Source organism: Nonomuraea sp. NPDC003707, from assembly GCF_053587055.1.
Genome location: NZ_JBSFNK010000008.1, coordinates 430,390 through 453,589 on the forward strand (window position 1 = coordinate 430,390; position 23,200 = coordinate 453,589).

A 23,200-nucleotide genomic window follows, 5' to 3' on the forward strand; every position below is an offset into this window, starting at 1 on the left:
GCCCCTACTCATGTCGGGCCGCCGCGCCCTACGTCACCCGGATCCATACGCGACGGTGCCGGGTGGCTACACGTCGGACGTGAACGCGGGGGCCGTGGCGCCCATCGGCGTCGAGATCGTGGAGCCGCCGGGCTGTCCTGAGATCAGCGACCGATAGGTGCGGCATCGCCGGGCTCATTGTCGGGGATCGATGTGGATCTTCGGGCCCGGTCCGGCGTCGGCGGGGCGGTGGCCGGCCAGGATGTCGGCGGTCTCGGCCAGGCCGACCGTGGCGGCCACGAGCGGGCGGGCGTCGACCGAGCCGTCGGCGTAGGCGGCGATGGTCCCCGCCAGCCCGGCCGAGCCGCCGAGGATGCCGACGGCGGTGACGTCCTTGAGGAGCAGCGCGCGGGTGTCGAGGGTGCTCGGGGTGCCGGCCAGGCCGATGTAGACCACGCGGCCGGCCGGTTCGACGAGGTCGACCGCGAGTGCGGGCAGCTCGGGCGCGTTGGAGGCGTCGATGACGGCGTCCCACCGCAGCTCCGGCAGCGACGGCCGGGTCCAGGTGCCCGTGAAGCCCAGGGACTGTGCCAGGCACAGCCCGTCGATGTCGCGGCCCAGCAGGTGGACCTCGATCCCCTGGGAGCGCGCGAACAGCGCCGCCAGCAGGCCGATCGTGCCCGTGCCCAGGATCAGCAGCCGCTCGCCGGGCCGCAGGCCGGCGCCGTGGACGGCGCGCAACGCGTTGCCGCCGGGCTCGACCAGCGCGCCCAGCGTGAGGTCCATGCTGTCCGGCAGCGCGTGCAGCGCCGTCGCCGGTACGGCGAGCCGCTCGGCCAGCGCCCCGGAGCGGCCGAGGCTGATGCCGATCTCCGACAGCTCGGCGCAGACGTGGTGGCGGTCGGCGCGGCAGCGCTCGCAGTGCCCGCAGCCGAGCATGGTGTCACCGGTGACGCGGCGGCCCAACCAGCCGGCGTCCACGCCTTCGCCCACGTCGGTCACGCGACCGCACCACTCGTGGCCGGGGCGTAGCGGGTACCACGACCGCCCGGTGTGCAGGTAGCTCATCTCGCCGGTGAACAGCTCCATGTCGGTGCCGCACACCCCGGCCCGCTCGACGTCCACGACCACCTGCCCGGGCGCGGCGACCGGCGGCTCGACCTCCTGGATCTCGGCCTTGCCCGGGCCGGTCAGCACCAGCGCGCGCACTACCGGGCCTCCACGCTCTGCGGGCGCCGGTCGTTGACGTCGGCGTGGTGGACGGGGTTCCCGGGGCGGGGTACAGATACCAACATGTTCCGAACGCTAGACCACTGTTCCGAAAAGTGGAAGTTCTGCTCCATGAGAGCTTCCTGCGGGAAGTGAGTATCGGCTAATCTCGCAAGCAACTTCCATAAAATAAATCTTCGTTCCAACTATTGGAATGAAAGGACCTCATGACCTCCTCCCGCACCGCCCTCATCACCGGAGGCGTCAGCGGCCTGGGCAAGGCCGCCGCCCTCCGGCTGGAGAAGGAAGGCGTCTCGATCATCACCGCCGACATCGCCGACGGCGCCGACCTGGTCCTCGACGTCACCGACGCCGCCGCCGTGCAGGCCGCCGCCGACGAGGTCGGGCCGGTCGACATCCTGGTCAACTCCGCCGGGATCGTCGGCCCCAACGCGCCCCTGTGGGAGATCCCGCTGGACGGCTGGCGGCGCACCTTCGAGGTGAACGTGCACGGCACCTTCAACACCTGCCGCGCCTTCGTCCCGGGCATGCGCGAGCGCGGGTGGGGACGCATCATCAACATCGCCAGCATGTCCGGCAAGGACGGCAACCCGAACATGGCGCCGTACTCCGCCTCCAAGGCCGCCGTCATCGCGCTGACCAAGTCGCTCGGCAAGGAGCTGGCCACCAGCGGCGTGCTGGCCAACGTCATCGCGCCGGCCGTCATCGCCACCCCGATGAACGCCACCACCGGTCCTGAGGCCCTGGCCCACATCACCAGCCTCATCCCGATGGGCCGCGTCGGCCGGCCCGAGGAGGTCGCCGAACTGATCGCCTGGCTGGCCTCCGACAAGGTCAGCTTCTCCACCGGCGCCGTCTACGACATCAGCGGCGGCCGCGCCACCTACTGACGCCCAGGCCGGTCTCCTCCGGGAGACCTGGACGATCAATGAGTCCGACGCATATTTGTCACGCCAGGCGATCGTGATCCACGATTGATCCGTGGAGCTGCAACAGATGCGCTATGTGGTCGCGGTGGCGGAGACGGCGAACTTCACCCGTGCCGCCGAGCGCTGCCGGGTCGTCCAGTCCGCGCTGAGCCACCAGATCGCCCGGCTGGAACGGGAACTGGGCGCCCGGCTCTTCGACCGCACCAGCCGCCGGGTCACGCTGACCCCCGCCGGCGAGGCGTTCCTGCCCGCCGCCCGGCAGGCCCTCGACGCCGCCGAACGGGCTCGCGCCGAGGTGGCGGCGGCCTCAGGGGAGCTCCGCGGCCGGCTCGCCATCGGCGCCATCCCCACCGTCACCGCGGTCGACCTGCCGAGCGCGCTGAAGAGCTTTCACGTGCGCCATCCGCAGGTACGGATCACGCTGCGCGTGGGGGCGAGCGACGAGCTGGCCGAGCAGGTCCGGCAGGGCGCCCTGGACATCGCCTTCCTCGGGCTGCCGCCGAGCGTGCGGCCGAAGGGCGTCCGGGGGCTCGTCCTGGCGCGGGGCGAGCTGGTCGCGGTGGTGGCGCCCGGCCACCCACTGGCCGAAGTGCCGGCCGAGGCTGCCGGCGTGGACCTGCACCGGCTGTCGGAGGAGGTGTTCGTCGACTTCCCCGCCGGCACGGCCGCGCGCGCCCAGTCGGACGAGGCGTTCGCCGCCGCCGGCGTCAGCCGTGAGGTCGCCTTCGAGATCACGAACGCCGACCTCATGGCCCGGTTGGTCCGGCTGGGCCTGGGCGTCGCCATGATGCCCGCCGCCTTCGCGCCCGAACTCCCCGGCGTGCGCGTCGTCGAGCTCCGCGACCCGCCCACCCGAGTGGAGCACCTGATCTGGAGCAGGGGACGCCCGTCACCGGCCGCCGCCGCGTTCCTGGAGGTCCTGGACATCCGGGCGGAAGGGACGGATCAGGGGGTGGTCGGCGGTTCGGCCTGATAGGCGCGGTGCAGCAACCGTACGAAGGGCTCGGCCTCCGGCAGGGGCACGGAGCCGATCCGGTGGACGGGCACGCCCGGCGTCCACGAGTTCATGACCACGGCCCCGGCCAGGGCGGGCAGGTCGGCGAGGGTGACCTCCTGGGCGCGCTGGGGGACGCCGAGGTGATCGAGTCGCCGGCGGACGACGGCCATCGTGGTCCCGGTCAGCATCTCGGCCACGGGCCACACCACGGCGGTGCCGTCCCAGAAGGCCAGGTTCCAGATCGAGCCCTCGCTGAGCCGGCCGCGGCGGTCGACGAAGGCGGCGTCGTCGAAGCCCTGGCCGGCGGCCTGGCGGAGGACGTACGTCTTGGCCACCTCGCCGACGTGCTTGACGGCGGGCAGGAAGCGTTCGTGCTCGACCGCCGCCAGCGTCAGCGGGCCCGCCGGACCGGAGGCGGCCGGCCCCGTACGGACCAGCACCTCGGGCTCCCCCTCGGCCACGGTGAACTCGCCCGCCGGTGAATGCACCGTGGCCGTCAGCGAGACGTCGGCCGGGCCGGCCCGCAGCGCCGCCCGCAGGTAGGAGCGCACCCGATCGTCGGGCACCGCACGGCCGAACAACTCCACCGAGGCGCGCCGCAGCCGTTCCAGGTGAAGGTCGAGGCCGCGGACCCGGCCTCCGCGCACCTGCATGGCGGTGAAATGCGCGTAGCCCGCGAAGGCGAGCGGCGCCAACTCCTCGGCGGTCGCAGGACGGCCGTTGCGCTGAGCGGCAAACATTTGAAATATCCCCCTTTAGGTGGCGATCAGGGGAATCGAGCCTGCCGCAGCCCGGGCGGATCGCCCAGAGCCCTGCTCCGCGTACGACCGCTGTTCCTACTACTGGCAGGGTCAGCCTCGTTCGTTATCGTGTGCGTACTATCGGGGGTTATGAGCGAGATCGGCGAATTCCTGCGCAGCCGGCGGGCGCGGCTGCGGCCGGAGGACGTCGGGCTGCCGGTCTTCAGCCGGCACCGGCGCGTGCCAGGGCTGCGCCGCGAGGAGCTGGCCCAGCTCGCCGGCGTGTCCGTCGCCTACCTCACCCGGCTGGAGCAGGGCAAGGGCAACAACGTGTCGGGCGAGGTGATCGGGGCGATCACGCGCGCTCTGCGGCTGAGCGACACCGAGCACGAGCACCTCACCCGCCTGGTCAAGTGCCGGGACCGCAGGAAGTACGGGCCGCCGCCGCTGCAGCAGGTGCGCACCGCGCTCGGGCAGATGCTGGCCTCCCTGGAGGGGGTCCCGGCGTACGTGACCGGGCCGCGTTCGGACATCCTGGGCTGGAACCCGATGGCGGCGGCCCTGTTCGGCGACTGGGACCGGCTGCCGCCCCAGGAGCGCAACTGGGCCCGGCTGGTGTTCCTGGAGCCCGGCCATCGGCGGCTGTTCGCGGACTGGGAGGCGAAGGCCGCCGACGTGGTCGGCGCTCTGCGCCTGTACGCCGGCTGTTACCCCGACGATCCGCGGCTGCTGACGCTCGTGGGCGAGCTGTCGGTGAAGAGCGAGACGTTCCGCCGGCTGTGGGCCGGGCACGACGTGAAGGAGAGCAACCACGGCACCCGGCGCCTGCGTCACCCGCTGCTGGGCGAGCTCACGCTCTCCTTCGAGTCGTTGCGGCTGCCCGACGACCCCGAGCAGTCCCTGACCGTCTACCACGCCCCGCCCGGCTCCGCCCAGGCCGAGAACCTGCGGCTGCTGGCCGGCTCCGTCAGCACTCGATGACGTTGACGGCCAGGCCGCCGCGCGAGGTCTCCTTGTACTTGTCGAGCATGTCGCGGCCGGTGTCACGCATGGTCTTGATGGCCTTGTCCAGCGAGACGAAGTGGCGGCCGTCGCCGCGCAGGGCGATGCGGGCGGCGGCGATCGCCTTGACGGAGGCCACCGCGTTGCGTTCGATGCATGGGATCTGGACCAGGCCGCCGATCGGGTCGCAGGTCAGGCCCAGATTGTGCTCGATGCCGATCTCGGCGGAGTTCTCCACCTGCTCCGGCGTGCCGCCCAGCACTTCGGTCAGCCCGGCCGAGGCCATCGAGCAGGCCGAACCCACCTCGCCCTGGCAGCCCACCTCCGCTCCGGAGATCGAGGCGTTCTCCTTGAACAGCACGCCGATCGCCGCCGCCGTCAGCAGGAAGCGCACCACCCCGTCGTCGCCGGCGCCGGGCACGAACCGCGTGTAGTAGGTGAGCACCGCCGGGATGATGCCCGCGGCGCCGTTGGTGGGCGCGGTGACGATGCGGCCCCCGGCGGCGTTCTCCTCGTTGACCGCCAGCGCGAACAGCGACACCCAGTCCATCGCGTGCAGCGGGTCCTTCTCCGGCGCCTCCGCCAGCAGGCGCCGGTGCAGCCCATGCGCGCGGCGGCGCACACGGAGCCCGCCGGGCAGCACGCCCTCGGAGGTGATGCCGCGGCGGACGCACTCGGTCATCACCCGCCACAGCTCCAGGATGCCCGCGCGGATCTCCGCCTCGGTGCGGCCGAAGGCCTTCTCGTTCTCCAGCATCAGCCCGGAGATCGACAGCCCGGTGTTGGCGCAGTGCTTGAGCAGCTCCTCCGCGGTCGTGAACGGGTACGGCAGGACCGTGTCGTCCGCCTTGATGCGGTCCGCCCCGGCGGCCGTCTCGTCGACGACGAAGCCGCCGCCGACCGAGAAGTACACCTTCTCCCGCAGGACCCCGCCGTCGGCGCCGAAGGCGGTGAAGCGCATCCCGTTGGGGTGCCCGGGCAGCGAGATCCTGCGTTCGAAGACCAGGTCCTCGCCGACCACGAACGGCACCGGGTGCGTGCCGGCGAGCGACACGGTGCCCGACTCCCGCATGGCGAGCAGCCGGGCGTCGACGGAGTCCACGTTGACCAGCTCCGGCTTCTCGCCGGACAGGCCGAGCAGCACGGCCTTGTCGCTGCCGTGGCCCTTGCCGGTCAGCCCGAGCGAGCCGTACAGGATCGCCTCGACCCGGGCGACGGACTCCAGCAGCCCGTCCTGGCGCAGCCCCCGGACGAACCTGTGCGCGGCCGCCATCGGCCCGCCCGTGTGCGAACTGGACGGCCCGATGCCGATCTTGAACAGGTCGAAGACCCCGATGCTCACGTCACGTACTCCGCCGCCGCGTCCAGCAGCCACTCCGCCAGGTAGGCGGCGAAGGACGAGCGCACCAGCACCAGGAACCCGTCCTCCCGGGGCACGAGCACGACCTGCGCCCGCGCCAGCATGGTCTGCGCGCATCGCCCCGGCCCGAACACGCGCGGATGCAGGTCGAGCGCGCAGCCGTGGGCGAGCAGGTCGCGGGCCCTGGGCCCGCCGACGAACAGCGTGGTGCGCTGCGCCGAGACGTCCACGATCGAGCCGCGCCGCTCGCCGAGCTCCTTGCGCAGCAGCTCGGGCCGGTATCCGGGCGGGGCGATCACCAGCCACTCGTCCGGCCCCAGCCAGGCCGCGGTGATCTCGCCGGAGGTCACCGCGGTGTTCGGCTCGACCGGCAGCGGGACGCCGAGGTCGGTCCCGGAAGGCACCCGCACGTTGACGTGGGTGAGGAAGGGGATCTCCCGCAGCGTCAGCGCCCCGCCGCGCGAGGCCGCCTCGAAACGGCCGGCGAACGCCCCGGCCGGACTCCTGCGCTCAACCATCGCGACGCGCTCCTTCGGGGTCGTACAGGACGTGAGACGTGACGGTCACCGGCACCATGGCGTCGCCCACGGGCGCGTAGAGCCGCTCGCCGTGGCGCGACTGCCCGCCCTTGAGCAGGGCCAGCGCGAACGTACGGCCGAGCGCCGCGCTGCGGTAGCTGGAGGTGACATGCCCCAGCATGGGCACCGGCGGCTCGGGCAGCTCGGCGGAGGCCACCAGGTGGGCGCCCTCCGGCAGCAGGAAGCCGTGGTCGTCCGGCAGCAGCCCGACGAGCTGCTTGCGGTCGGGACGCGAGCTGTCGGCCCTGGCGTGGGAGCGCTTGCCCACGAAGTCGGGCTTCTTCTTCGACACCACCCACGACATGCCCAGATCCTGTGGTGTGACGGTGCCGTCGGTGTCCTGGCCGACGATCGGGTAGCCCTTCTCGGCCCGCAGCACGTGCATGGTCTCGGTGCCGTACGGGGTGACGCGGCCATCGAACATGATCGCGGTCCACAGGCGGAGCCCGTCCCAGGAGGTCACGTTGATCTCGTAGGCCAGCTCGCCGGAGAAGCTGATGCGGCACACCCGGGCGGGGATCCCGGCCACCTCGGCCTCGCGCCAGGTCATGAACGGGAAGTCGGCCGCCGAGACCGCCAGTTCGGGCGCCAGCGCCGCGAGCACCTCGCGCGAGCGCGGCCCGACCAGCGCGACCGTCGCCCACTGCTCGGTCACCGAGGTGAGGTGCACCCGCAACGACGGCCACTCGGTCTGCAGCCACTCCTCCATCCAGTCCAGCACCGCGGCGGCGTTGCCGGTCGTGGTGGTGACCAGGAAGTGGTCGGCGGCCAGGCGGATGACGGTGCCGTCGTCGAAGACCATGCCGTCGGCCCGGCACATCACGCCGTACCGGATCGAGCCGACGGCCAGCGAGCTCATCAGGTTGGTGTAGAGCCTGTCGAGGAACTCGCCCGCGTCCGGGCCGATCACGTCGATCTTGCCGAGCGTGGAGGCGTCCATCGCCGCCACGTCGTCGCGTGCGGCGCGGCACTCGCGCAGCACCGCCGCCTCCATGGTTTCGCCCGCGCGCGGGTAGTACCACGGCCGCTGCCACTGCCCGACGTTCTCGAACAGCGCCCCGTGCTCGGCGTGCCACTCGTGCAGCGCCGTCACCCTGACGGGGTCGTGCAGCGCGCCGCGGTCGCGCCCGGCCAGCGCCGCGAAGCTCACCGGCGTGTACGGCGCCCGGTAGGAGGTGATCCCGACCTCGCCCACCGGCACGCCCAGCGCATGGGCCACCACGGCCGAGGTCAGCAGCCCCGACGTCTTGCCCTGGTCGTGCGCGGTCCCGGCGGTGGTGTAGCGCTTGACGTGCTCGACCGAACGCAGCCCCGCGCCGGTGGCGCGCAGCACGTCGGCCGCGGTGACGTCCCGCTGCAGGTCCACGAAGTGCCCGCCGAGGTCGTCCGCGGGGACCAGCCAGTACGGCGTCCCCCCGGGCCCCAGGGGCACTGGCCCGCCATCCCCGGCACCGTCGGCAAGGCAGCCTTCCAGCGTGAACACGCCCCTGGCGGCCCCCGCCACGCGGACCTTCTGCCGCGAGACGCCGGGCACCAGCGCGGCCAGGTCCTCGTCGTAGCGCAGCGTCCCGCCCGCCTGGCTGAACAGGTGCACCACCGGGTTCCACCCGCCGGACACCAGCACCAGGTCGGCCTCGATCTCGATCCCGCCGGCCAGGACGGAGGAGACCTCGCCCGCGCCCCTGGCGGCCTCGACCGCCTGCCCGGCCAGCACCTCGATGCCGCGCCGCCGGGCCTCGGCCAGCGGCCCGGGGGAGGGGCGCACGTCCACGATCGCGGCCACCTCCAGGCCGGCGTCCGCCAGGTCGAAGGCGGCCTCGTAGGCGCTGTCGTTCGTGGTGAAGACCACGGCCCGGCGCCCGGGCAGCACGCCGTACCTGACGGCGTACGTGCGCGCGGCCCCGGCCAGCATCACGCCGGGCAGGTCGTTGCCCGCGAAGGCGATGGGCCGCTCGTGCGCGCCGGTGGCCAGCACGACTCGGCCCGCCCGGATGCGCCAGATCCGCTCCCTGGCCACGTGGGCGGGGGCGGCCGCGCCGAGGTGCTCCGTGCGGCGCTCGACGGCCATGAGGTAGTTGTCGTCGTAGTAGCCGAAGACCGTGGTGCGGCGCAGCACCGTGACGTCCGGCAGGCGCTCCAGGCCGGCCGTCACCGCCGCCGCCCACTCGTGGCCGCCTTGCCCGGCCGGGCTGCCCGGAATGTCCTCGGTGGTGCCCAGCAGGCTGCCGCCCGGACGGGGCTGCTCGTCGGCCAGGATCACCCGGGCGCCGTCCACGGCCGCGGCCCGGGCGGCGGCCAGCCCCGCCGGTCCGGCGCCGACCACCAGCACGTCGCAGTGGGCGTGCACGGCGTCGTAACGGGCCGGGTCGGGCTCGGCCGCCAGGCGGCCCCGGCCGGGCAGGCTGCTCGCCACGAGCCCGTCGTACAGCTCGATCGTGGTGGCCGGCCGCATCGGCTCGGGGAAGGGCCGCTCGATCTGGACGACCGCGTTGGGCTCCTCGCTGCCGGCGGCGAAGATGCCGCGCGGGCGGCCCAGCTTGACGCTGGTCGCGACCTGGCGCACGCCGTTGGCCAGCAGCGCGGAGGCCAGGGTGTCGCCGGGATGGCCGGTCAGCTCGCAGCCGTCGAAGCGGAAGCGCAGCGTGCCGCCGCGGTCGATCAGCCCGCCGGTGGACAGCCTCATCGGGCCTCCAGGATCTCGTTGGTGGCGGTGTCGCGGACCAGGTTGAACCAGCGGCGGCAGCCGGCCGCATGGCTCCACCGCTCGGCGAAGGGGCCCTTGGGGTTGTCGCGGAAGAACAGGTAGCGCGCCCACTCCTCGTCCGACAGCGCGGCCGGGTCGGCGGGGTAGGCGACGTGGGCCTGCCCGCCGTAGTGGAACTCGGCCTCGTCGCGAGGACCGCACCAGGGGCATGGGATCTGCAGCATCGGCCGTTCCTCAGTGCGCGACCGCGGCGGCGCCGTGCTCGTCCACGAGCGCCCCGGTGGTGAATCGGTCAAGGGAGAAGGGGGCGTTGAGCGGGTGCGGCTCGTCGTTGGCCACGGTGTGAGCGAAGCACCAGCCCACGCCGGGCGTCGCCTTGAAGCCGCCGGTGCCCCAGCCGCAGTTGAGGTAGAGGTTCCGGACCGGGGTCAGGCCGACGATCGGCGAGGCGTCGGGCGAGACGTCCACCACGCCGCCCCAGGTGCGCAGCACGTGCGCGCGGGCGAAGATCGGGAACAGCTCCAGCGCGGCGGCCATCTGCCGCTCGATGATGTGGAAGGCGCCGCGCTGCCGGTAGGAGTTGGCCGCGTCGATGCCGGCGCCCATGACCAGCTCGCCCTTGTGCGCCTGGCTGACGTAGACGTGCACGGCGTTGGACATGACGACCGTCGGGTGCACGGGTTCGAGCAGCTCGGACACCAGCGCCTGGAGCGGGTGGCTCTGCAGCGGCAGGTCGATCCCCGCGGTCTTGGCCACGACCGAGGTGTGGCCCGCCGCGCACAGCGCGACCCGGCCGGCCGAGATCGGGCCCCGGGTGGTCTCCACGCCGGTGACCCGGCCGTCGCTCACCTGCAGGCCGGTGACCTCGCAGTGCTCGATGAAGTCGACGCCGAGGGCCGCCGCGGCGCGGGCGTACCCCCAGGCCACGTGGTCGTGCTTGGCGATGCCGGCGCGGGGCTGGAAGGTGCCGCCGAGCACCGGGTAGCGCACGCCGGGCGAGATGTCCACGATCGGGCACACCTCGCGGACCTGCTCGGGGTCCAGCCACTCGGCGTCGACGCCGTTGAGCCGGTTGGCCTCGACGCGGCGCACGCTGTCGCGCACGTCCTGCAGGCTGTGCGCGAGGTTGAGCACGCCGCGCTGGCTGAACAGCAGGTCGTAGCCGAGCTCCTCCTCCAGGCCCTCCCACAGCTTGAGCGCGTGCTCGTAGATGCCCGCGCTCTCGTCCCACAGGTAGTTGGAGCGGATGATCGTGGTGTTGCGCGCCATGTTCCCGCCGGCCAGCCACCCCCGCTCCAGGACCGCGATGTCGGTGATGCCGTGGTTCTTGGCCAGGTAGTAGGCGGTGGCCAGGCCGTGCCCGCCGGCTCCGACGATGACGACGTCGTAGGAGCGCCTGGGCTCGGCGGTGCCCCACAGCCACTCGGGGTGCTCGGGCAGGTTCATCGCGCCTCTCCGTACAGCGGGTGCTTGCCGGCCAGGACCTCGACCCGGTCGCGCAGGTACGACAGGTCGGCCTCCGGAGTCAGCGCGGTGGCGATGACGTCGGAGACCTCCGCGAAGTCGGCCGCCTCGAAGCCGCGCGTGGCCAGCGCCGGGGTGCCGATCCGCAGGCCCGAGGTGACCATGGGCGGTCGCGGGTCGAACGGCACGGCGTTGCGGTTGACCGTGATCCCGGCCGCGTGCAGCCGGTCCTCGGCCTGCTTGCCGTCCAGCTCGGACTCGCGCAGGTCGACCAGGACCAGGTGCACGTCGGTGCCGCCGGTCAGCACCTTCACGCCCGCGGCCGCCGCGTCGGGCGCCAGCAGCCGGTCGGCCAGGATGCGGGCGCCCTCCAGCGTGCGGAGCTGCCGCTCCCTGAACGCTTCCCCAGCGGCGATCTTGAAGGAGACCGCCTTGGCCGCGATCACGTGCTCCAGCGGGCCGCCCTGCTGGCCGGGGAAGACCGAGGAGTTGATCTTCTTGGCGAGCTCCTCCGTGGACAGGATCACCCCGCCGCGCGGGCCGCCGAGCGTCTTGTGCGTGGTCGTGGTCGTGATGTGCGCGTGCGGCACGGGGGAGGGGTGCAGCCCGGCGGCCACCAGCCCGGCGAAGTGCGCCATGTCCACCATCAGGTACGCGCCCACCTCGTCGGCGATCCGGCGGAAGGCCGCGAAGTCCAGCTGCCGCGGGTAGGCCGACCAGCCGGCGATGATGAGCCGGGGACGGTGTTCACGGGCCAGGCGCTCGACCTCGTCCATGTCCACCAGGTGGTCGCTCTCGCGCACGTGGTAGGCGACCACGTTGTACAGGCGGCCGGAGAAGTTGATGCGCATCCCGTGCGTCAGGTGGCCGCCGTGGGCCAGGTCGAGGCCGAGGATGGTGTCGCCGGGCTCCAGCAGCGCGGCCATCGCCGCGGCGTTGGCCTGGGCTCCCGAGTGCGGCTGCACGTTGGCCGCCTCGGCGCCGAACAGCGCCTTGATCCGGTCGATGGCGATCTGCTCGATCACGTCCACGTGCTCGCAGCCGCCGTAGTAGCGCCTGCCGGGGTAGCCCTCGGCGTACTTGTTGGTGAGCACCGAGCCCTGGGCCGCCATCACGGCAGCGGGCGCGAAGTTCTCCGAGGCGATCATCTCCAGCGTCGAGCGCTGCCTGGCGAGCTCGGCGCCGATCAGGGCGTGGACCTCGGGGTCCACCACGTCCAGCGGGGTGTCGATCATATGAGGTCCTTTCCCTAACCGCGCAGCCGGGTCATCGCCGGGTCGAAGAGCGGCTCCTCGGCCACGACGGCCGGGACGCGCTGGTCGAAGTAGCCGATGTGCAGGGCCTGGCCGGGGCTCGCGAGCGAGGCGGGCAGCCAGGCGTAGGCGATGCCGCGGCCGACGGTGTAGCCGTAGGCGGCGCTGGTGACGTAGCCGACGGCCCGGTCGCCGTCGTAGACCGGTTCCTTGCCCATGACCACCTCTTCGGTCAGCAGGCAGGTGAGCTTCCTGCGGACCGACTCCTTACGCTCCAGCAGCGCCCGGCGGCCGACGAAGTCGCCCTTGTCCAGCTTGACGGCGAAGCCGAGGCCGGCCTCGTACGGGTCGTGCTCGTAGGTCATGTCGGTGCCGAAGGAGCGGTAGCCCTTCTCCAGGCGCAGGCTGGTGAAGGCGCCGCGGCCGCCGCCCAGCACGCCGTGCTCCTGCCCCGCGGACCAGAGCGTGTCCCAGAGCTTGAGCCCCATGTCGGCGGTGGTGTAGATCTCCCAGCCGAGCTCGCCGACGTAGGACAGGCGCAGCATGGTGACGGGCACGTTGCCGATGAAGCCGCGGGCGCCGCGGAAGTACTTCAGCGCGGTCAGGTCGATGCCGGTCAGCGGCTGGACCAGGTCGCGGGCCCTCGGGCCCCACACGCCCAGGCAGCAGGTGCCGGCGGTGACGTCGCGGATGAACACGTCGGCCGGGCGGTGCCGCTCCAGCCAGTCCAGGTCCAGGTTGCCGTTGGCGCCCATCTGGAAGCGGTCGGGGCCGAGCCGGGCCACGGTGACGTCGCTGCGGATGCCGCCGTCGGTGTCGAGCAGCAGGCAGTACGTCACCGAGCCGACCGACTTGTAGACGTCGCCGGTGGTGATCCGCTGCAGGAACGCCAGTGCGCCGGGGCCGCTGACCTCCAGCCGCTTGAGCGCGCTCATGTCGTACAGCGCGACCGCCTCGCGGGTGGCCTGCGCCTCGGCGCCGACGATCGGCGACCAGTACCGCGCGGCCCACGGGCCGGGCGTGGGGAGGTCGCGCCCGTCGAGCAGCGGCGCGTTGGCGCCGTACCACTGCGGGCGCTCCCAGCCTGAGGCCTCCAGGAAGACGGCGCCCAGGTCCTGCTGGCGCGGGTGGAAGGGGCTCAGCCGCAGCGGGCGCGGGTGCTCCATCGGCTGCAGCGGGTGGATGACGTCGTAGACCTCGACGTAGTTCTGGCAGCCGCGATCGCGCACGTAGTCGGGCGCCAGCTGGTGCGGCTCGAACCGGTTGACGTCGCACTCGTGCAGGTCGAACGAGGAGCAGTGGCCGTCGACCAGCCACTCGGCCATCGCCCGGCCGACGCCCGCGGAGTGGGTGACCCAGACCGCCTCGGCCACCCAGAAGCCCTCGACGTCCTGGGACTGCCCCATCAGCGGCAGGTGGTCGGTGGTGAAGGAGAACAGCCCGTTGATGCCGGACTCGACCTCCGCCTTCTGCGTGTCGGGCAGCAGCGCCTGGGTCTCCTCCCAGGCCTTGGCGAAGTCGTCGGGGGTGAAGGTGAGCACCGACGGCATCACCTCCGCCTCGTCCACCGCGAGGATCTCGTCGGCGGTGATCGGCATCGGCCGGTGGCCGTAGTAGCCGATGCCGAGCGTGTCGAAGCGCTCGCGGTAGTACAGGTCGGCGTCCTGGTGGCGGAGAATCGGCCGGGTGGCCTCCTCGGTCTGGCCGGCCAGCCCCGGCACCTGCCCGGTCCAGGCGAGCTGGTGGGCCAGCGGGGTGAGCGGCAGCTCCATGCCGGCCATGCGGGCCACCTTCGGGCCCCAGATCCCGGCGCAGCACACGACCACCTGGGCGGGCAGGTCGCCGTGGTCGGTCACCACCGCGCACACCTTGCCGTCCTGGGTCCTGATGTCGAGCACCTCGTGCCTGGGCAGCACCCGCACGCCGCGCTCCCGGGCCCTGGCCAGCTGGGCGTCCACCGCCTTGACCGCCTTGGCCAGCCCGTCCGTCGGGACGTAGAGCCCGCCGAGCACCTTGGCCTCGTCCAGCAGCGAGTGCTTGGCGGCGCACTCCTGCGGCGTGAGCAGGTGGGCCTCGAGCCCCCACGCGACCGCCCAGCCGTGCCTGCGATGCAGTTCGGCCAGCCGCTGCGGGCTGGTGGCCACCTCGAGCCCGCCGACCTGCAGGAAGCTGTCGAGCTCGACGAACTTCTCCGCGGTGTAGCGGGCCATCTCGGTCATCGTCTTCGACCCGTTGACCTGGAAGACCAGGCCGGGGGCGTGCGAGGAGGAGCCGCCGGTGGCGGGCACGTCCCCCTGGTCGACGACGGTGACGTCGGTCCAGCCTCGGGCGGACAGCTCGTCGGCCAAGGCCGCGCCGACCACGCCCGCGCCGATGATGACCACGCTCGGGCCCGTCATAGCCACCTCCGTTGTTGCGGTATATGCAACCAAACGCGCTTTCCGCAACAAGCGTCGCTCGCCGCATTCCGGGTGTCAAGGGGTGTTCTGTCTTATTCAGTACAGCCTTTCGGCCGGTGGGCGCACGCGTACGCCCGGCCCGATCGCGGCAGGACGATCGGGCCGGGCGCACGGCGGAGGAGCGGTCAGGTCGCGGGGAGCCAGGCCTTGACCTTGTCGGGGTTGGCGGCGACCCACTTGGCGGCCGCCTCCTCGGGCGTCATCTTGTCCTCGGCGATGTACTTGGCCACGAGGTTCTGGTCGTCGTTGGTCCAGGTGAAGTTCTTGACCAGGGTGTAGGCGGGGCTGCCCGAGTCCGCGAACTTCTTGCTCACGATCTTGTCCAGCTCGTACGGCGGGTAGTCGCAGGCCACCTTGGCCGCGTCGGCGTCACACCCCTTGGTGTACGCGGGCAGGTCGACCTTGACCAGCTTCACCTCGGACAGGAACCACTGCGGGTCGTAGAAGTAGCCGATGAGGGGCGTCTGCTGCTTCTCCGCCTGCCGGAAGGCCTGGATGAGCGCGGTCTCGCTGCCCGCGTAGACGACCTTGTAGTCCAGGTCGAGGTTCTTGACCAGCGCCGCGTCGTTGGTGACGAAGGACGGGTCGCCGTCGAGCAGCTGGCCCTTGCCCTCGGACTCGGAGGTCTTGAACAGCGAGGCGTACTTGTTGAGGTTCTTCGAGTCGGTGATGTCGGGATATTTCTTGGCCATCCACGGCGGCACGAACCAGCCGATGACGCCCTTGTTGCCGGTCGGCCCCGCCGAGACGGCGACCTTCTGCTCGTCGATGTACTTCTTCTTCAGGTCGTCGTGGGCCCAGTTCTCCACGACCGCGTCAACCTCTCCGGTGGCGAAGCCCTGCCAGGACACCTCCTCCTTCAGGTCCTTCTTCACCACCTTGCACCCGAGGTTCTTCTCCGCGACGAGCGCGATCACCGCGGCGTTGGCCTCGTAGCCCACCCATGGGTTGACCGCGAGGTTGAACGTGCCGCACGTCTTGCCGCCTCCCGCGGCGGCCTGCTGGGTTTCGCCGACCTTCGCTCCGCTGCACGCGCTGAGCAGGAGGCCGCCGCCGGTCACGAGCGCGAGCGCCCTGATCCTGCCGCTTCTCGACATCGCCACTTGGTCCTCCTGTGTTCCTGTTCCTTATTTGTTCGCAAGCCCTCCGTGGGCGGCGGCGTCGGCCCGTTGCGTGGCGGCGCGCATGACGCGGTCGAGCACGATGCCGAGCACGACGATCGCGATCCCGGCGGCCAGCCCCTTCCCGCGGAGCTCGTGCTGGGAGAAGCCGGCCACCACGTCGTAGCCGAGCGCCCCGGCGCCCACCAGGCCGCCCACGACGACCATCGAGAGCACGTAGATGAGTCCCTGGCTCGCGGCCAGCGTCACGCCGCTGCGCGCCATCGGCAGCTGCACCTTGGAGATCAGCTGCCAGGTGCCCGCCCCCGCCGAGGTCGCGGCCTCCACCGTGGTGGGGGAGACCCGCCTGATCCCCTCGGCCACCAGCTTGATCGCCACCGGCGCGGCGAAGACCACGGCCGCGATGATCGCGGTGAACCGCGTCGGGCCGAACAGGCCGAGGATGGGCACCAGGTAGACGAAGGCGGGCATGGTCTGCCCCGCGTCGAGCACGGGACGCAGCAGGGTGTCGGCCCGGTCGCTGCGGCCCATCCACACGCCGACGACCACCCCGAGCGCCATCACCAGGATGGTCGCGACCAGCGTGGAGGCCAGCGTCACCATGCTGTCCTGCCAGAGCCCGAGCGCCAGCACCATCAGCAGCCCGATGGCGGTGACCAGCGCGGCCCGCGCGCTGCCCACCAGCAGGGCCACGGCGACCGCCACCAGGCAGACCAGCCACCAGGGCGAGCCGGTCAGCAGGGCCTCGAACGGGTTGAGCAGCCCGTTGGTGAGCGCGTTCTTCAGCGCGTTGGTGTAGGTCACCAGGCTGTCCTGCACCCAGGCGCTGGCGGTGTCCGCGGCGTTGCGCACGTACGAGCCAATGTTGGCCTCGATGGGGAAGTCCGCGGCCCAGAGGTAGGTGTAGGACTGGTACGCCAGCACCGCCGCGATCCCGAGCACGGCCGTCACCTCGATGCGGCGCCGGCGCGCGGAACGCAGCCGGCCCGCGCGGCGCTGGTCCTCCACCCGCCGGCTGGCGGCCGAGGTCACCCGGTCGAGCACCACGGCCATGATCACGATCGCCAGGCCGGCGTTGAAGGCGGTCCCGACGTCCAGCGTCTGCAGCGCCTTGAGCACGGTCTTGCCCAGGCCGGGCGCGTCGATCAGGGCCGCGATGGTGGCCATGGACAGCGCGGCCATGATGGTCTGGTTGATCCCCACGATGATCGTCTGCCTGGCCATCGGCAGCCGCACGTGCCTGAGCGCCTGCAGGGGCGTGGCGCCGAGCGACGTGCCCGCCTCCATCGTCTCCGGCGAGACCTGCCGGATGCCGTGCGCGGTGATGCGGATGGCCGGCGGGACCGCGTAGATCATCGTGGCCACGGTCGCGCTGGCCGGGCCGATGAGGAAGAACAGCGTCAGCGGCGCCAGGTAGACGAACGTCGGCATCGTCTGCATGAAGTCGAGCACCGGCGTGACCAGCCGCAGGAACCGGTCGCTCAGCCCCGCCCAGATCCCGAGCGGGATGCCCACGGCCAGCGACAGCGCGACCGCCGTCAGCGTGAGGGCGAGCGTGTCCATGCTCTCCTGCCACAGGCCGAGCAGGCCGAAGGACAGGAAGCCCGCGGCCGTCAGCGCCGCCACCTTCCTGTTGCCGTACAGCAGGGCGACGGCCGTGGCGATCGCCACCACGCCGAGCCAGCCCAGCACGGGCAGGGGGCGGCCGAAGGACGGCTGGCTGATCAGCGCCTGGACGAAGGTCACCGCGTCGTCCAGGAAGAGCCGGATGTAGTTGATGAAGTAGAGGAAGAACGGGTTGCTGTTGCGGCTGTCGTCGATGACGTCCATGGCCTGGCTGAGGTCGCGGTGCAGCGGGGTCAGCTCGGCGCCGCCCAGCTGCTGGGTGTCGCGCCCGCCGAGCACCGCCCAGCCCACCACCCAGGCCGCGACGACCAGGGCCAGCAGCAGCCTGCGGTCGGGCAGCTTGTGCAGCCTGGCGGCGACCGCCGTGACGGCCGCCATCAGTGCTGCCCTCCGGCGATCACTTCGAGGATCTCCGCGCTGGTGACCACGCCGAGCAGGCCGTCGTCCCCGGCCACGCGCACCGGGCGGTCGGCAGACAGCACGGTGTGCACAGCGTCGCGGATGACCACGTCGGGGCCGAGCTCCGGGCCGTCGAGCGGCTCGCCCGCCAGCGGCGGGCGCATGATCCACGACAGGGTCAGCACGTGCGAGCGCGGGACGTCGCTGACGAAGTTGGCCACGTACTCGTCGGCGGGCGCGCCCACCACCTCGTCGGGCGTGCCGACCTGGACCAGCTCGCCGTCGCGCATGATGAGGATCCGGTCGCCGAGCTTGAGCGCCTCGCTCAGGTCGTGGGTGATGAAGATCATCGTCTTGCCCACCTCGTGGTGCAGGCGGATGACCTCGTTCTGCATCTCGCGCCTGATCAGCGGGTCCAGCGCGGAGAACGGCTCGTCGAACAGCAGCACCTCGGGGTCGGCCGCGAGCGCGCGGGCCAGGCCGACGCGCTGCTGCATGCCGCCGGAGAGCTGGTCGGGGTAGGAGTTCTCGAAGCCGGTCAGCCCGACCAGCCCGAGCACCTCGCGGGCCCGCTCGTAGCGCTCCTTCTTGGGGGCGCCCCGGATCTCCAGCCCGAAGGCCACGTTCTCCAGCACGCACCGGTGCGGCAGCAGCCCGAAGTGCTGGAAGACCATCGCCATCCGGTGCCTGCGCAGCTCGCGCAGCTTGCGGGCGTCGGCGGCGCGGATGTCCTCGCCGTCCAGCACGATCTCGCCCGCCGTGGGCTCGATCAGCCGGGTCAGGCAGCGCACCAGGGTGGACTTGCCCGAGCCGGACAGGCCCATGACGACGAACACCTCGCCCCGCCGGACCGAGAAGGAGACGTCGCGGACCGCGGCGACGCAGCCGGTCTGCTCCTTGAGCTCCGTGCGGCTCAGGGTGCTGCCGACCACGCGGCCGGCCTTGGGGCCGAACACCTTCCACAGGCCTCGGACGTCGAGAATGGGGGGTGCCTCGGTGTTGAGCGGTGTGCTTTCGGTCAGTGACGGGACGGTCATGACCACCTCTTCGTCGTCGGAGCGTCAGTTCTCTGGGAACCACCGCTGTGGGCGCGGTCGGATGTTCTGCCAGACGTGCTTGATCTCGCGGTACTCGTCCAGGCCGGTCGGGCCCAGCTCGCGGCCGTTGCCGGACTGCTTGAAGCCACCCCACTCGGCCTGCGGCACGTAGGGGTGGTAGTCGTTGATCCACACCGTGCCGTGCCGCAGCCGGCCCGCGACCCGCTGCGCCCTGCCGGCGTCCTGGGTCCAGACCGCGCCGGCCAGGCCGTACTCGGTGTCGTTGGCGAGGCGGACCGCCTCGTCCTCGGTCGTGAAGCGCTCGACGGTCAGGACGGGGCCGAAGGACTCCTCGCGCACGACGCGCATGTCCTGCTTGCACTCGTCCAGGACGGTGGGCCGGTAGAAGTGTCCGGGCCCGTCGAGGCGGCGGCCGCCGCAGCGCAGCACGGCCCCCTCGGCCAGGCCCGCCGCCACGTACTCCTCGACCTTGGCCAGGTGCGCGGCGGAGATGAGCGGGCCGGTGTCGGCGTGCGGGTCGAAGGGGCCGCCCAGGCGGATCAGCTCGGCCCGCCGTACGACCTCGTCCACGAACGCGTCGTGCAGGGAGTCCTCCACCAGCAGGCGCGCGCCGGCCGAGCAGACCTGGCCGGAGTGCAGGAACACCGCGGTGAGCGCGAAGTCGACGGCCGTGTCGAAATCGGTGTCGGCGAAGACGATGTTGGGGTTCTTGCCGCCCAGCTCCAGCGCCACCCGCTTCACGGTGGCCGCGGCGGCGGCCATGACGCGCCGCCCGGTGGCCAGGCCGCCGGTGAAGGAGACCATGTCCACGTCCGGGTGCTCGGCCAGCGGCGCGCCGACCTCCGGGCCGGCGCCGAGCACGAGGTTGGCCACCCCATCCGGCAGCCCGGCCTCGGCCAGCGCGCGCATCAGCAGGATGGCCGTGCTGGGGGTCAGCTCGCTCGGCTTGAGCACGAACGTGTTGCCCGCGGCGAGCGCCGGGGCGACCTTCCACGTGGTCTGGAGCAGGGGGTAGTTCCACGGCGTGATGAGGCCGCAGACGCCGATCGGCTCGTGCACGATGCGGCTGATCGCGTCGTCGCGGCCGGTGTCGACGACCCGGCCCGCGTCGGTGCCGGCGACGCCGGCGAAGTAGCGCAGACTGGCCACGCAGTCGTCGATGTCGTACTCGCTCTCCACCAGGCGCTTGCCGGTGTCGCCCGACTCGGCGCGGGCGAAGGTCTGGCGGTCGCGTTCCAGCAGGTCGGCTACCTTGTACAGCAGCGCGCCACGCTCGCGGGCCGGTGTCGCGGGCCAGGGGCCGCCGTCGAAGGCGCGCCTGGCCGCGGCGATCGCCGCCTCGGTGTCCGCGGCGGTCCCCTCGGCCACGGTGGCCACGAGGCTGCCGTCGGCGGGCGAGTGGATGCGCCGCTGACCACCGGCGAGTGGCCTGGTCCACTCGCCCGCGATGTAGAGCTCGGTCATCGGCACACCTCGATAGTTGCGTATCGCGCAAGGCGCTGCTTAATGAGGAACAGGATTGACTCGTCTCGGAGTGTTCGTCAAGGGTTTGCCGGAATCACTGGCCAAATAAATACGTTGTGCTGAGGTTTGACCTTCTTGCCCCTTGACGTGGTTGGCCCCTGCCCTCAGTCTGTTGCGTATAAATCTCTTCTTTGCGTCATACGCAACACCGGGAGGGTGTGATGTCTCCACGTCCCGACCCTGGCCGCGAGTTCATCCTCACGGTGTCCTGCTCCGACAAGCCGGGCATCGTGTACGCGGTCAGCAGCTTCCTCGTCCAGCACGGCGGGAACATGCTGCAGAGCAAGCAGTTCAACGACCGCAAGGGTGGCGGCTTCTTCATGCGCGTGCACTTCGCCGCGCATGACGAGATCGAGCGGTTGCGCGAGGGGTTCACCTACGTCGCCGAGTCCTTCCAGATGAACTGGCAGCTGAAGGACGCGGCCACGCCCACCCGCACGCTGGTCATGGCCTCGAAGTTCGGCCATTGCGTGAACGACCTGCTCTATCGCCGCCAGGTGGGCGCGCTCAACATCGACATCCCCGCGATCGTCTCCAACCACCCCGACCTGGAACCGCTGGCCGCCTCGTACGGCGTGCCGTACCACCACGTGCCCGTCACGGCCGCCACCAAGGACGAGGCCGAGGCGCGGATCCTGGAGCTGGTCGAGGAGTGCGACGCGGAGCTGGTGGTCCTGGCGCGCTACATGCAGATCCTCTCCGACGACCTGTGCAAGCGGCTGGAGGGGCGGGCCATCAACATCCACCACTCCTTCCTGCCGGGCTTCAAGGGCGCCAAGCCGTACCACCAGGCGCACGAGCGCGGCGTGAAGCTCATCGGGGCGACCGCGCACTACGTCACGGCCGACCTGGACGAGGGGCCCATCATCGAGCAGGACGTGGCCAGGGTGGACCACGAGCTCGACCCCGAGGACCTGGTCGCGGCCGGCCGGGACGTGGAGGCGCAGGTGCTGGCCAGGGCCGTGAAGTGGCACAGCGAGCAGCGCGTCCTGCTCAACGGCAACCGCACCGTCGTCTTCCGCTGACGTTGGCGCACGAGGGCGGTGGGGGAGTGCCCCACCGCCCTTGTGTCATGCCCGGTGACGGTAGAACTCGGTCGTCTGCGGCGGCAGCGGCGTGTTGCCCAGGATGAGGTCGGCCGCCTTCTCCGCCAGCATCATGACCGGCGCATAGATGTTGCCGTTCGTCACGTACGGCATGGCCGAGGCGTCCACCACGCGCAGCCCGTCGACGCCGTGCACCCGCATCGTGTCCGGGTCGAGCACCGACATCGCGTCCACGCCCATCCTGGCCGTGCACGAGGGATGCAGGGCGGTCTCACCGTCCTTGGCCACCCAGTCCAGGATCTCCTCGTCGGTCTCCACGGACGGGCCGGGCGACACCTCGCCCGTGCTGAGCCCGGCCAGCGCCGGCGCCCCGAGGATCTTGCGGGCCACCCGGACGGCCTCCACCCACTCGCGCCTGTCCTGCTCGGTGGACAGGTAGTTGAAGCGCAGCGCCGGATGCTGCCGCGGATCCGTGCTCTTGATCTTCACCGAGCCGCGGGCGTCGGAGTACATGGGGCCGACGTGCACCTGGTAGCCGTGCCCGCCCGCCGGCGCCGAGCCGTCGTAGCGCACGGCCAGCGGCAGGAAGTGGAACATCAGGTTGGGGTAGTCGACCTCGTCGTTGCCGCGGACGAAGCCGCCCGCCTCGAAGTGGTTGGTCGCCCCCGGCCCGCCGCGCAGGAACAGCCACTGCGCGCCGATCCAGGGGTGGCGCCACTTCTGCAGGTTCGGCTGCATCGAGACCGGCTCGCGGCAGCCGTGCTGGATGTAGACCTCCAGGTGGTCCTGCAGGTTCTCGCCCACGCCCGGCAGGTCGTGCACGACGTCGATGCCGAGCTCGCGCAGCTCGTCGGCGTTGCCGATCCCGGACAGCTGCAGCAGCTGCGGCGAGTTGATCGCGCCGCCGCACAGGATGACCTCGCCCGCGCGGACCCGGCCGCCGTCGAACTCGACGCCGACGGCCCTGTTCCCGTCGAAGACGACCTTCGTCACCAGCACGCGCGTCTTGACGGTCAGGTTGGGCCGCTTCATGACCGGGTGCAGGTACGCCCTGGCGGCGCTCAGGCGGCGGCCGCGCCGGATGTTGCGGTCGAAGCGGGCGAAGCCCTCCTGCCGGTAGCCGTTCACGTCGTCGGTCAGGGGATAACCGGCCTGCTGCACCGCCTCGAAGAACGCGTCGTACAGCGGCGTGCTCGCCGCCCCGCGCTCCAGCACCAGAGGCCCGCCGTGGCCGCGCCACGGCGTGTCGGGGTCGGCCAGGCAGTTCTCCATCCGCTTGAAGTACGGCAGGCAGTGGGCGTAGTCCCAGCTCTTCATCCCGGGATCGGCGCCCCACCGCTCGTAGTCCAGCGGGTTGCCGCGCTGGAAGATCATGCCGTTGATGCTGCTGGAGCCGCCGAGCACCTTGCCGCGAGCGTGATAGATCCGCCGGCCGTGCATGTGGGGCTCGGGCTCCGACTCGTAGCGCCAGTCGTAGAAGCGGTTGCCGATGGGGAAGGGCAGGGCCGCGGGCATGTGGATGAACACGTCCCACGGGTAGTCCGATCGGCCCGCCTCCAGGACGAGCACCCGCGTGGCAGGGTCCGCGGAGAGCCGGTTCGCCAGCGCGCTGCCGGCCGAGCCGCCTCCGACGATGACGAAGTCGTATTGATGTGACGTCATGGTGCCTCGTCTCGCTCGCGCGTTTCGCCAAATCGTAGCGCTATACGCATTGCGTTTCACTACTCGCAA

General features: G+C 71.7%; 18 protein-coding genes. 4 read left to right on the forward strand and 14 right to left on the reverse strand.

The genetic code is table 11. The features are described from left to right. Positions 1 to 174 precede the first annotated feature (174 nt). Positions 175 to 1,188 (reverse strand): zinc-dependent alcohol dehydrogenase, encoded by a 1,014-nt coding sequence (locus tag ACWDRB_RS23755; protein WP_449896891.1) that lies wholly within the window; start codon positions 1,186 to 1,188, stop codon positions 175 to 177. Between the two features lie 227 nt (positions 1,189 to 1,415). On the opposite strand from ACWDRB_RS23755, the gene ACWDRB_RS23760 reads away from it, so the two are divergent. Both ACWDRB_RS23760 and ACWDRB_RS23765 read left to right on the forward strand, forming a co-directional pair. Further along, positions 1,416 to 2,099 (forward strand): SDR family NAD(P)-dependent oxidoreductase, encoded by a 684-nt coding sequence (locus ACWDRB_RS23760; RefSeq protein WP_449896893.1) that lies wholly within the window; start codon positions 1,416 to 1,418, stop codon positions 2,097 to 2,099. 91 nt (positions 2,100 to 2,190) lie between these two features. Further along, a complete protein-coding gene (locus ACWDRB_RS23765; RefSeq protein ID WP_449896895.1) occupies positions 2,191 to 3,111 on the forward strand; it encodes a LysR family transcriptional regulator in 921 nt (306 codons plus the stop codon). On the opposite strand, the gene ACWDRB_RS23770 is transcribed toward ACWDRB_RS23765, so the two are convergent. Continuing rightward, on the reverse strand, positions 3,084 to 3,875 hold the full coding sequence (locus ACWDRB_RS23770) for an aminotransferase class IV family protein (RefSeq protein ID WP_449896897.1): 792 nt from the start codon (positions 3,873 to 3,875) through the stop codon (positions 3,084 to 3,086). The genes ACWDRB_RS23765 and ACWDRB_RS23770 overlap by 28 nt on opposite strands. 150 nt (positions 3,876 to 4,025) lie before the next feature. Between ACWDRB_RS23770 and ACWDRB_RS23775 the strand changes: the two genes are divergently transcribed. Beyond that, positions 4,026 to 4,856 carry a helix-turn-helix transcriptional regulator gene (locus ACWDRB_RS23775; RefSeq protein WP_449896899.1) on the forward strand — a complete coding sequence of 277 codons (831 nt, stop codon included), beginning with the start codon at positions 4,026 to 4,028 and terminating at the stop codon, positions 4,854 to 4,856. Here the strand turns inward: ACWDRB_RS23775 and ACWDRB_RS23780 are convergent. From ACWDRB_RS23780 to ACWDRB_RS23830, 11 genes are all read right to left on the reverse strand, one after another. Further along, on the reverse strand, positions 4,843 to 6,219 hold the full coding sequence (locus ACWDRB_RS23780; RefSeq protein WP_449896901.1) for an L-serine ammonia-lyase: 1,377 nt from the start codon (positions 6,217 to 6,219) through the stop codon (positions 4,843 to 4,845). The two genes, ACWDRB_RS23775 and ACWDRB_RS23780, sit on opposite strands and share 14 nt — an antisense overlap. Next, on the reverse strand, positions 6,216 to 6,755 hold the full coding sequence (locus tag ACWDRB_RS23785) for a sarcosine oxidase subunit gamma (protein WP_449896903.1): 540 nt from the start codon (positions 6,753 to 6,755) through the stop codon (positions 6,216 to 6,218). The genes ACWDRB_RS23780 and ACWDRB_RS23785 overlap by 4 nt, the downstream gene beginning before the upstream one ends. Continuing rightward, entirely contained in the window at positions 6,748 to 9,498 is a 2,751-nt protein-coding gene (locus ACWDRB_RS23790) for a 2Fe-2S iron-sulfur cluster-binding protein (protein WP_449896905.1), read from the reverse strand. The genes ACWDRB_RS23785 and ACWDRB_RS23790 overlap by 8 nt, the downstream gene beginning before the upstream one ends. Beyond that, positions 9,495 to 9,743, reverse strand: a complete 249-nt coding sequence (locus tag ACWDRB_RS23795) for a sarcosine oxidase subunit delta (RefSeq protein ID WP_319708365.1) — start codon at positions 9,741 to 9,743, stop codon at positions 9,495 to 9,497. Before ACWDRB_RS23795 ends, ACWDRB_RS23790 begins: the two co-directional genes overlap by 4 nt. A 10-nt stretch (positions 9,744 to 9,753) precedes the next feature. Next, a complete protein-coding gene (locus tag ACWDRB_RS23800; protein ID WP_449896908.1) occupies positions 9,754 to 10,965 on the reverse strand; it encodes a sarcosine oxidase subunit beta family protein in 1,212 nt (403 codons plus the stop codon). Continuing rightward, entirely contained in the window at positions 10,962 to 12,218 is a 1,257-nt protein-coding gene (gene glyA, locus ACWDRB_RS23805) for a serine hydroxymethyltransferase (protein WP_449896910.1), read from the reverse strand. Before glyA ends, ACWDRB_RS23800 begins: the two co-directional genes overlap by 4 nt. A gap of 14 nt (positions 12,219 to 12,232) precedes the next feature. Then, positions 12,233 to 14,635, reverse strand: coding sequence for a GcvT family protein (locus tag ACWDRB_RS23810; protein WP_449896912.1), 2,403 nt, complete (start codon positions 14,633 to 14,635; stop codon positions 12,233 to 12,235). A gap of 185 nt (positions 14,636 to 14,820) precedes the next feature. Then, the gene (locus ACWDRB_RS23815) at positions 14,821 to 15,792 is read right to left on the reverse strand and encodes an ABC transporter substrate-binding protein (protein WP_449896977.1); all 972 of its coding nucleotides are present in this window, start codon (positions 15,790 to 15,792) and stop codon (positions 14,821 to 14,823) included. A 30-nt stretch (positions 15,793 to 15,822) separates the two neighbouring features. Next, complete coding sequence (locus ACWDRB_RS23820) at positions 15,823 to 17,820, reverse strand: ABC transporter permease (RefSeq protein WP_449896914.1); 1,998 nt, start codon at positions 17,818 to 17,820, stop codon at positions 15,823 to 15,825. Then, the gene (locus ACWDRB_RS23825; protein ID WP_449896916.1) at positions 17,820 to 18,878 is read right to left on the reverse strand and encodes a quaternary amine ABC transporter ATP-binding protein; all 1,059 of its coding nucleotides are present in this window, start codon (positions 18,876 to 18,878) and stop codon (positions 17,820 to 17,822) included. The genes ACWDRB_RS23820 and ACWDRB_RS23825 overlap by 1 nt, the downstream gene beginning before the upstream one ends. Positions 18,879 to 18,902: 24 nt before the next feature. Then, on the reverse strand, positions 18,903 to 20,363 hold the full coding sequence (locus ACWDRB_RS23830; RefSeq protein WP_449896918.1) for an aldehyde dehydrogenase family protein: 1,461 nt from the start codon (positions 20,361 to 20,363) through the stop codon (positions 18,903 to 18,905). 221 nt (positions 20,364 to 20,584) lie between these two features. On the opposite strand from ACWDRB_RS23830, the gene purU reads away from it, so the two are divergent. After that, the gene (gene purU, locus ACWDRB_RS23835) at positions 20,585 to 21,448 is read left to right on the forward strand and encodes a formyltetrahydrofolate deformylase (protein WP_363968395.1); all 864 of its coding nucleotides are present in this window, start codon (positions 20,585 to 20,587) and stop codon (positions 21,446 to 21,448) included. Between the two features lie 45 nt (positions 21,449 to 21,493). Here purU and betA read toward each other — a convergent pair whose 3' ends face one another. Further along, complete coding sequence (gene betA, locus ACWDRB_RS23840; RefSeq protein WP_350734516.1) at positions 21,494 to 23,131, reverse strand: choline dehydrogenase; 1,638 nt, start codon at positions 23,129 to 23,131, stop codon at positions 21,494 to 21,496. Positions 23,132 to 23,200 lie beyond the last annotated feature (69 nt).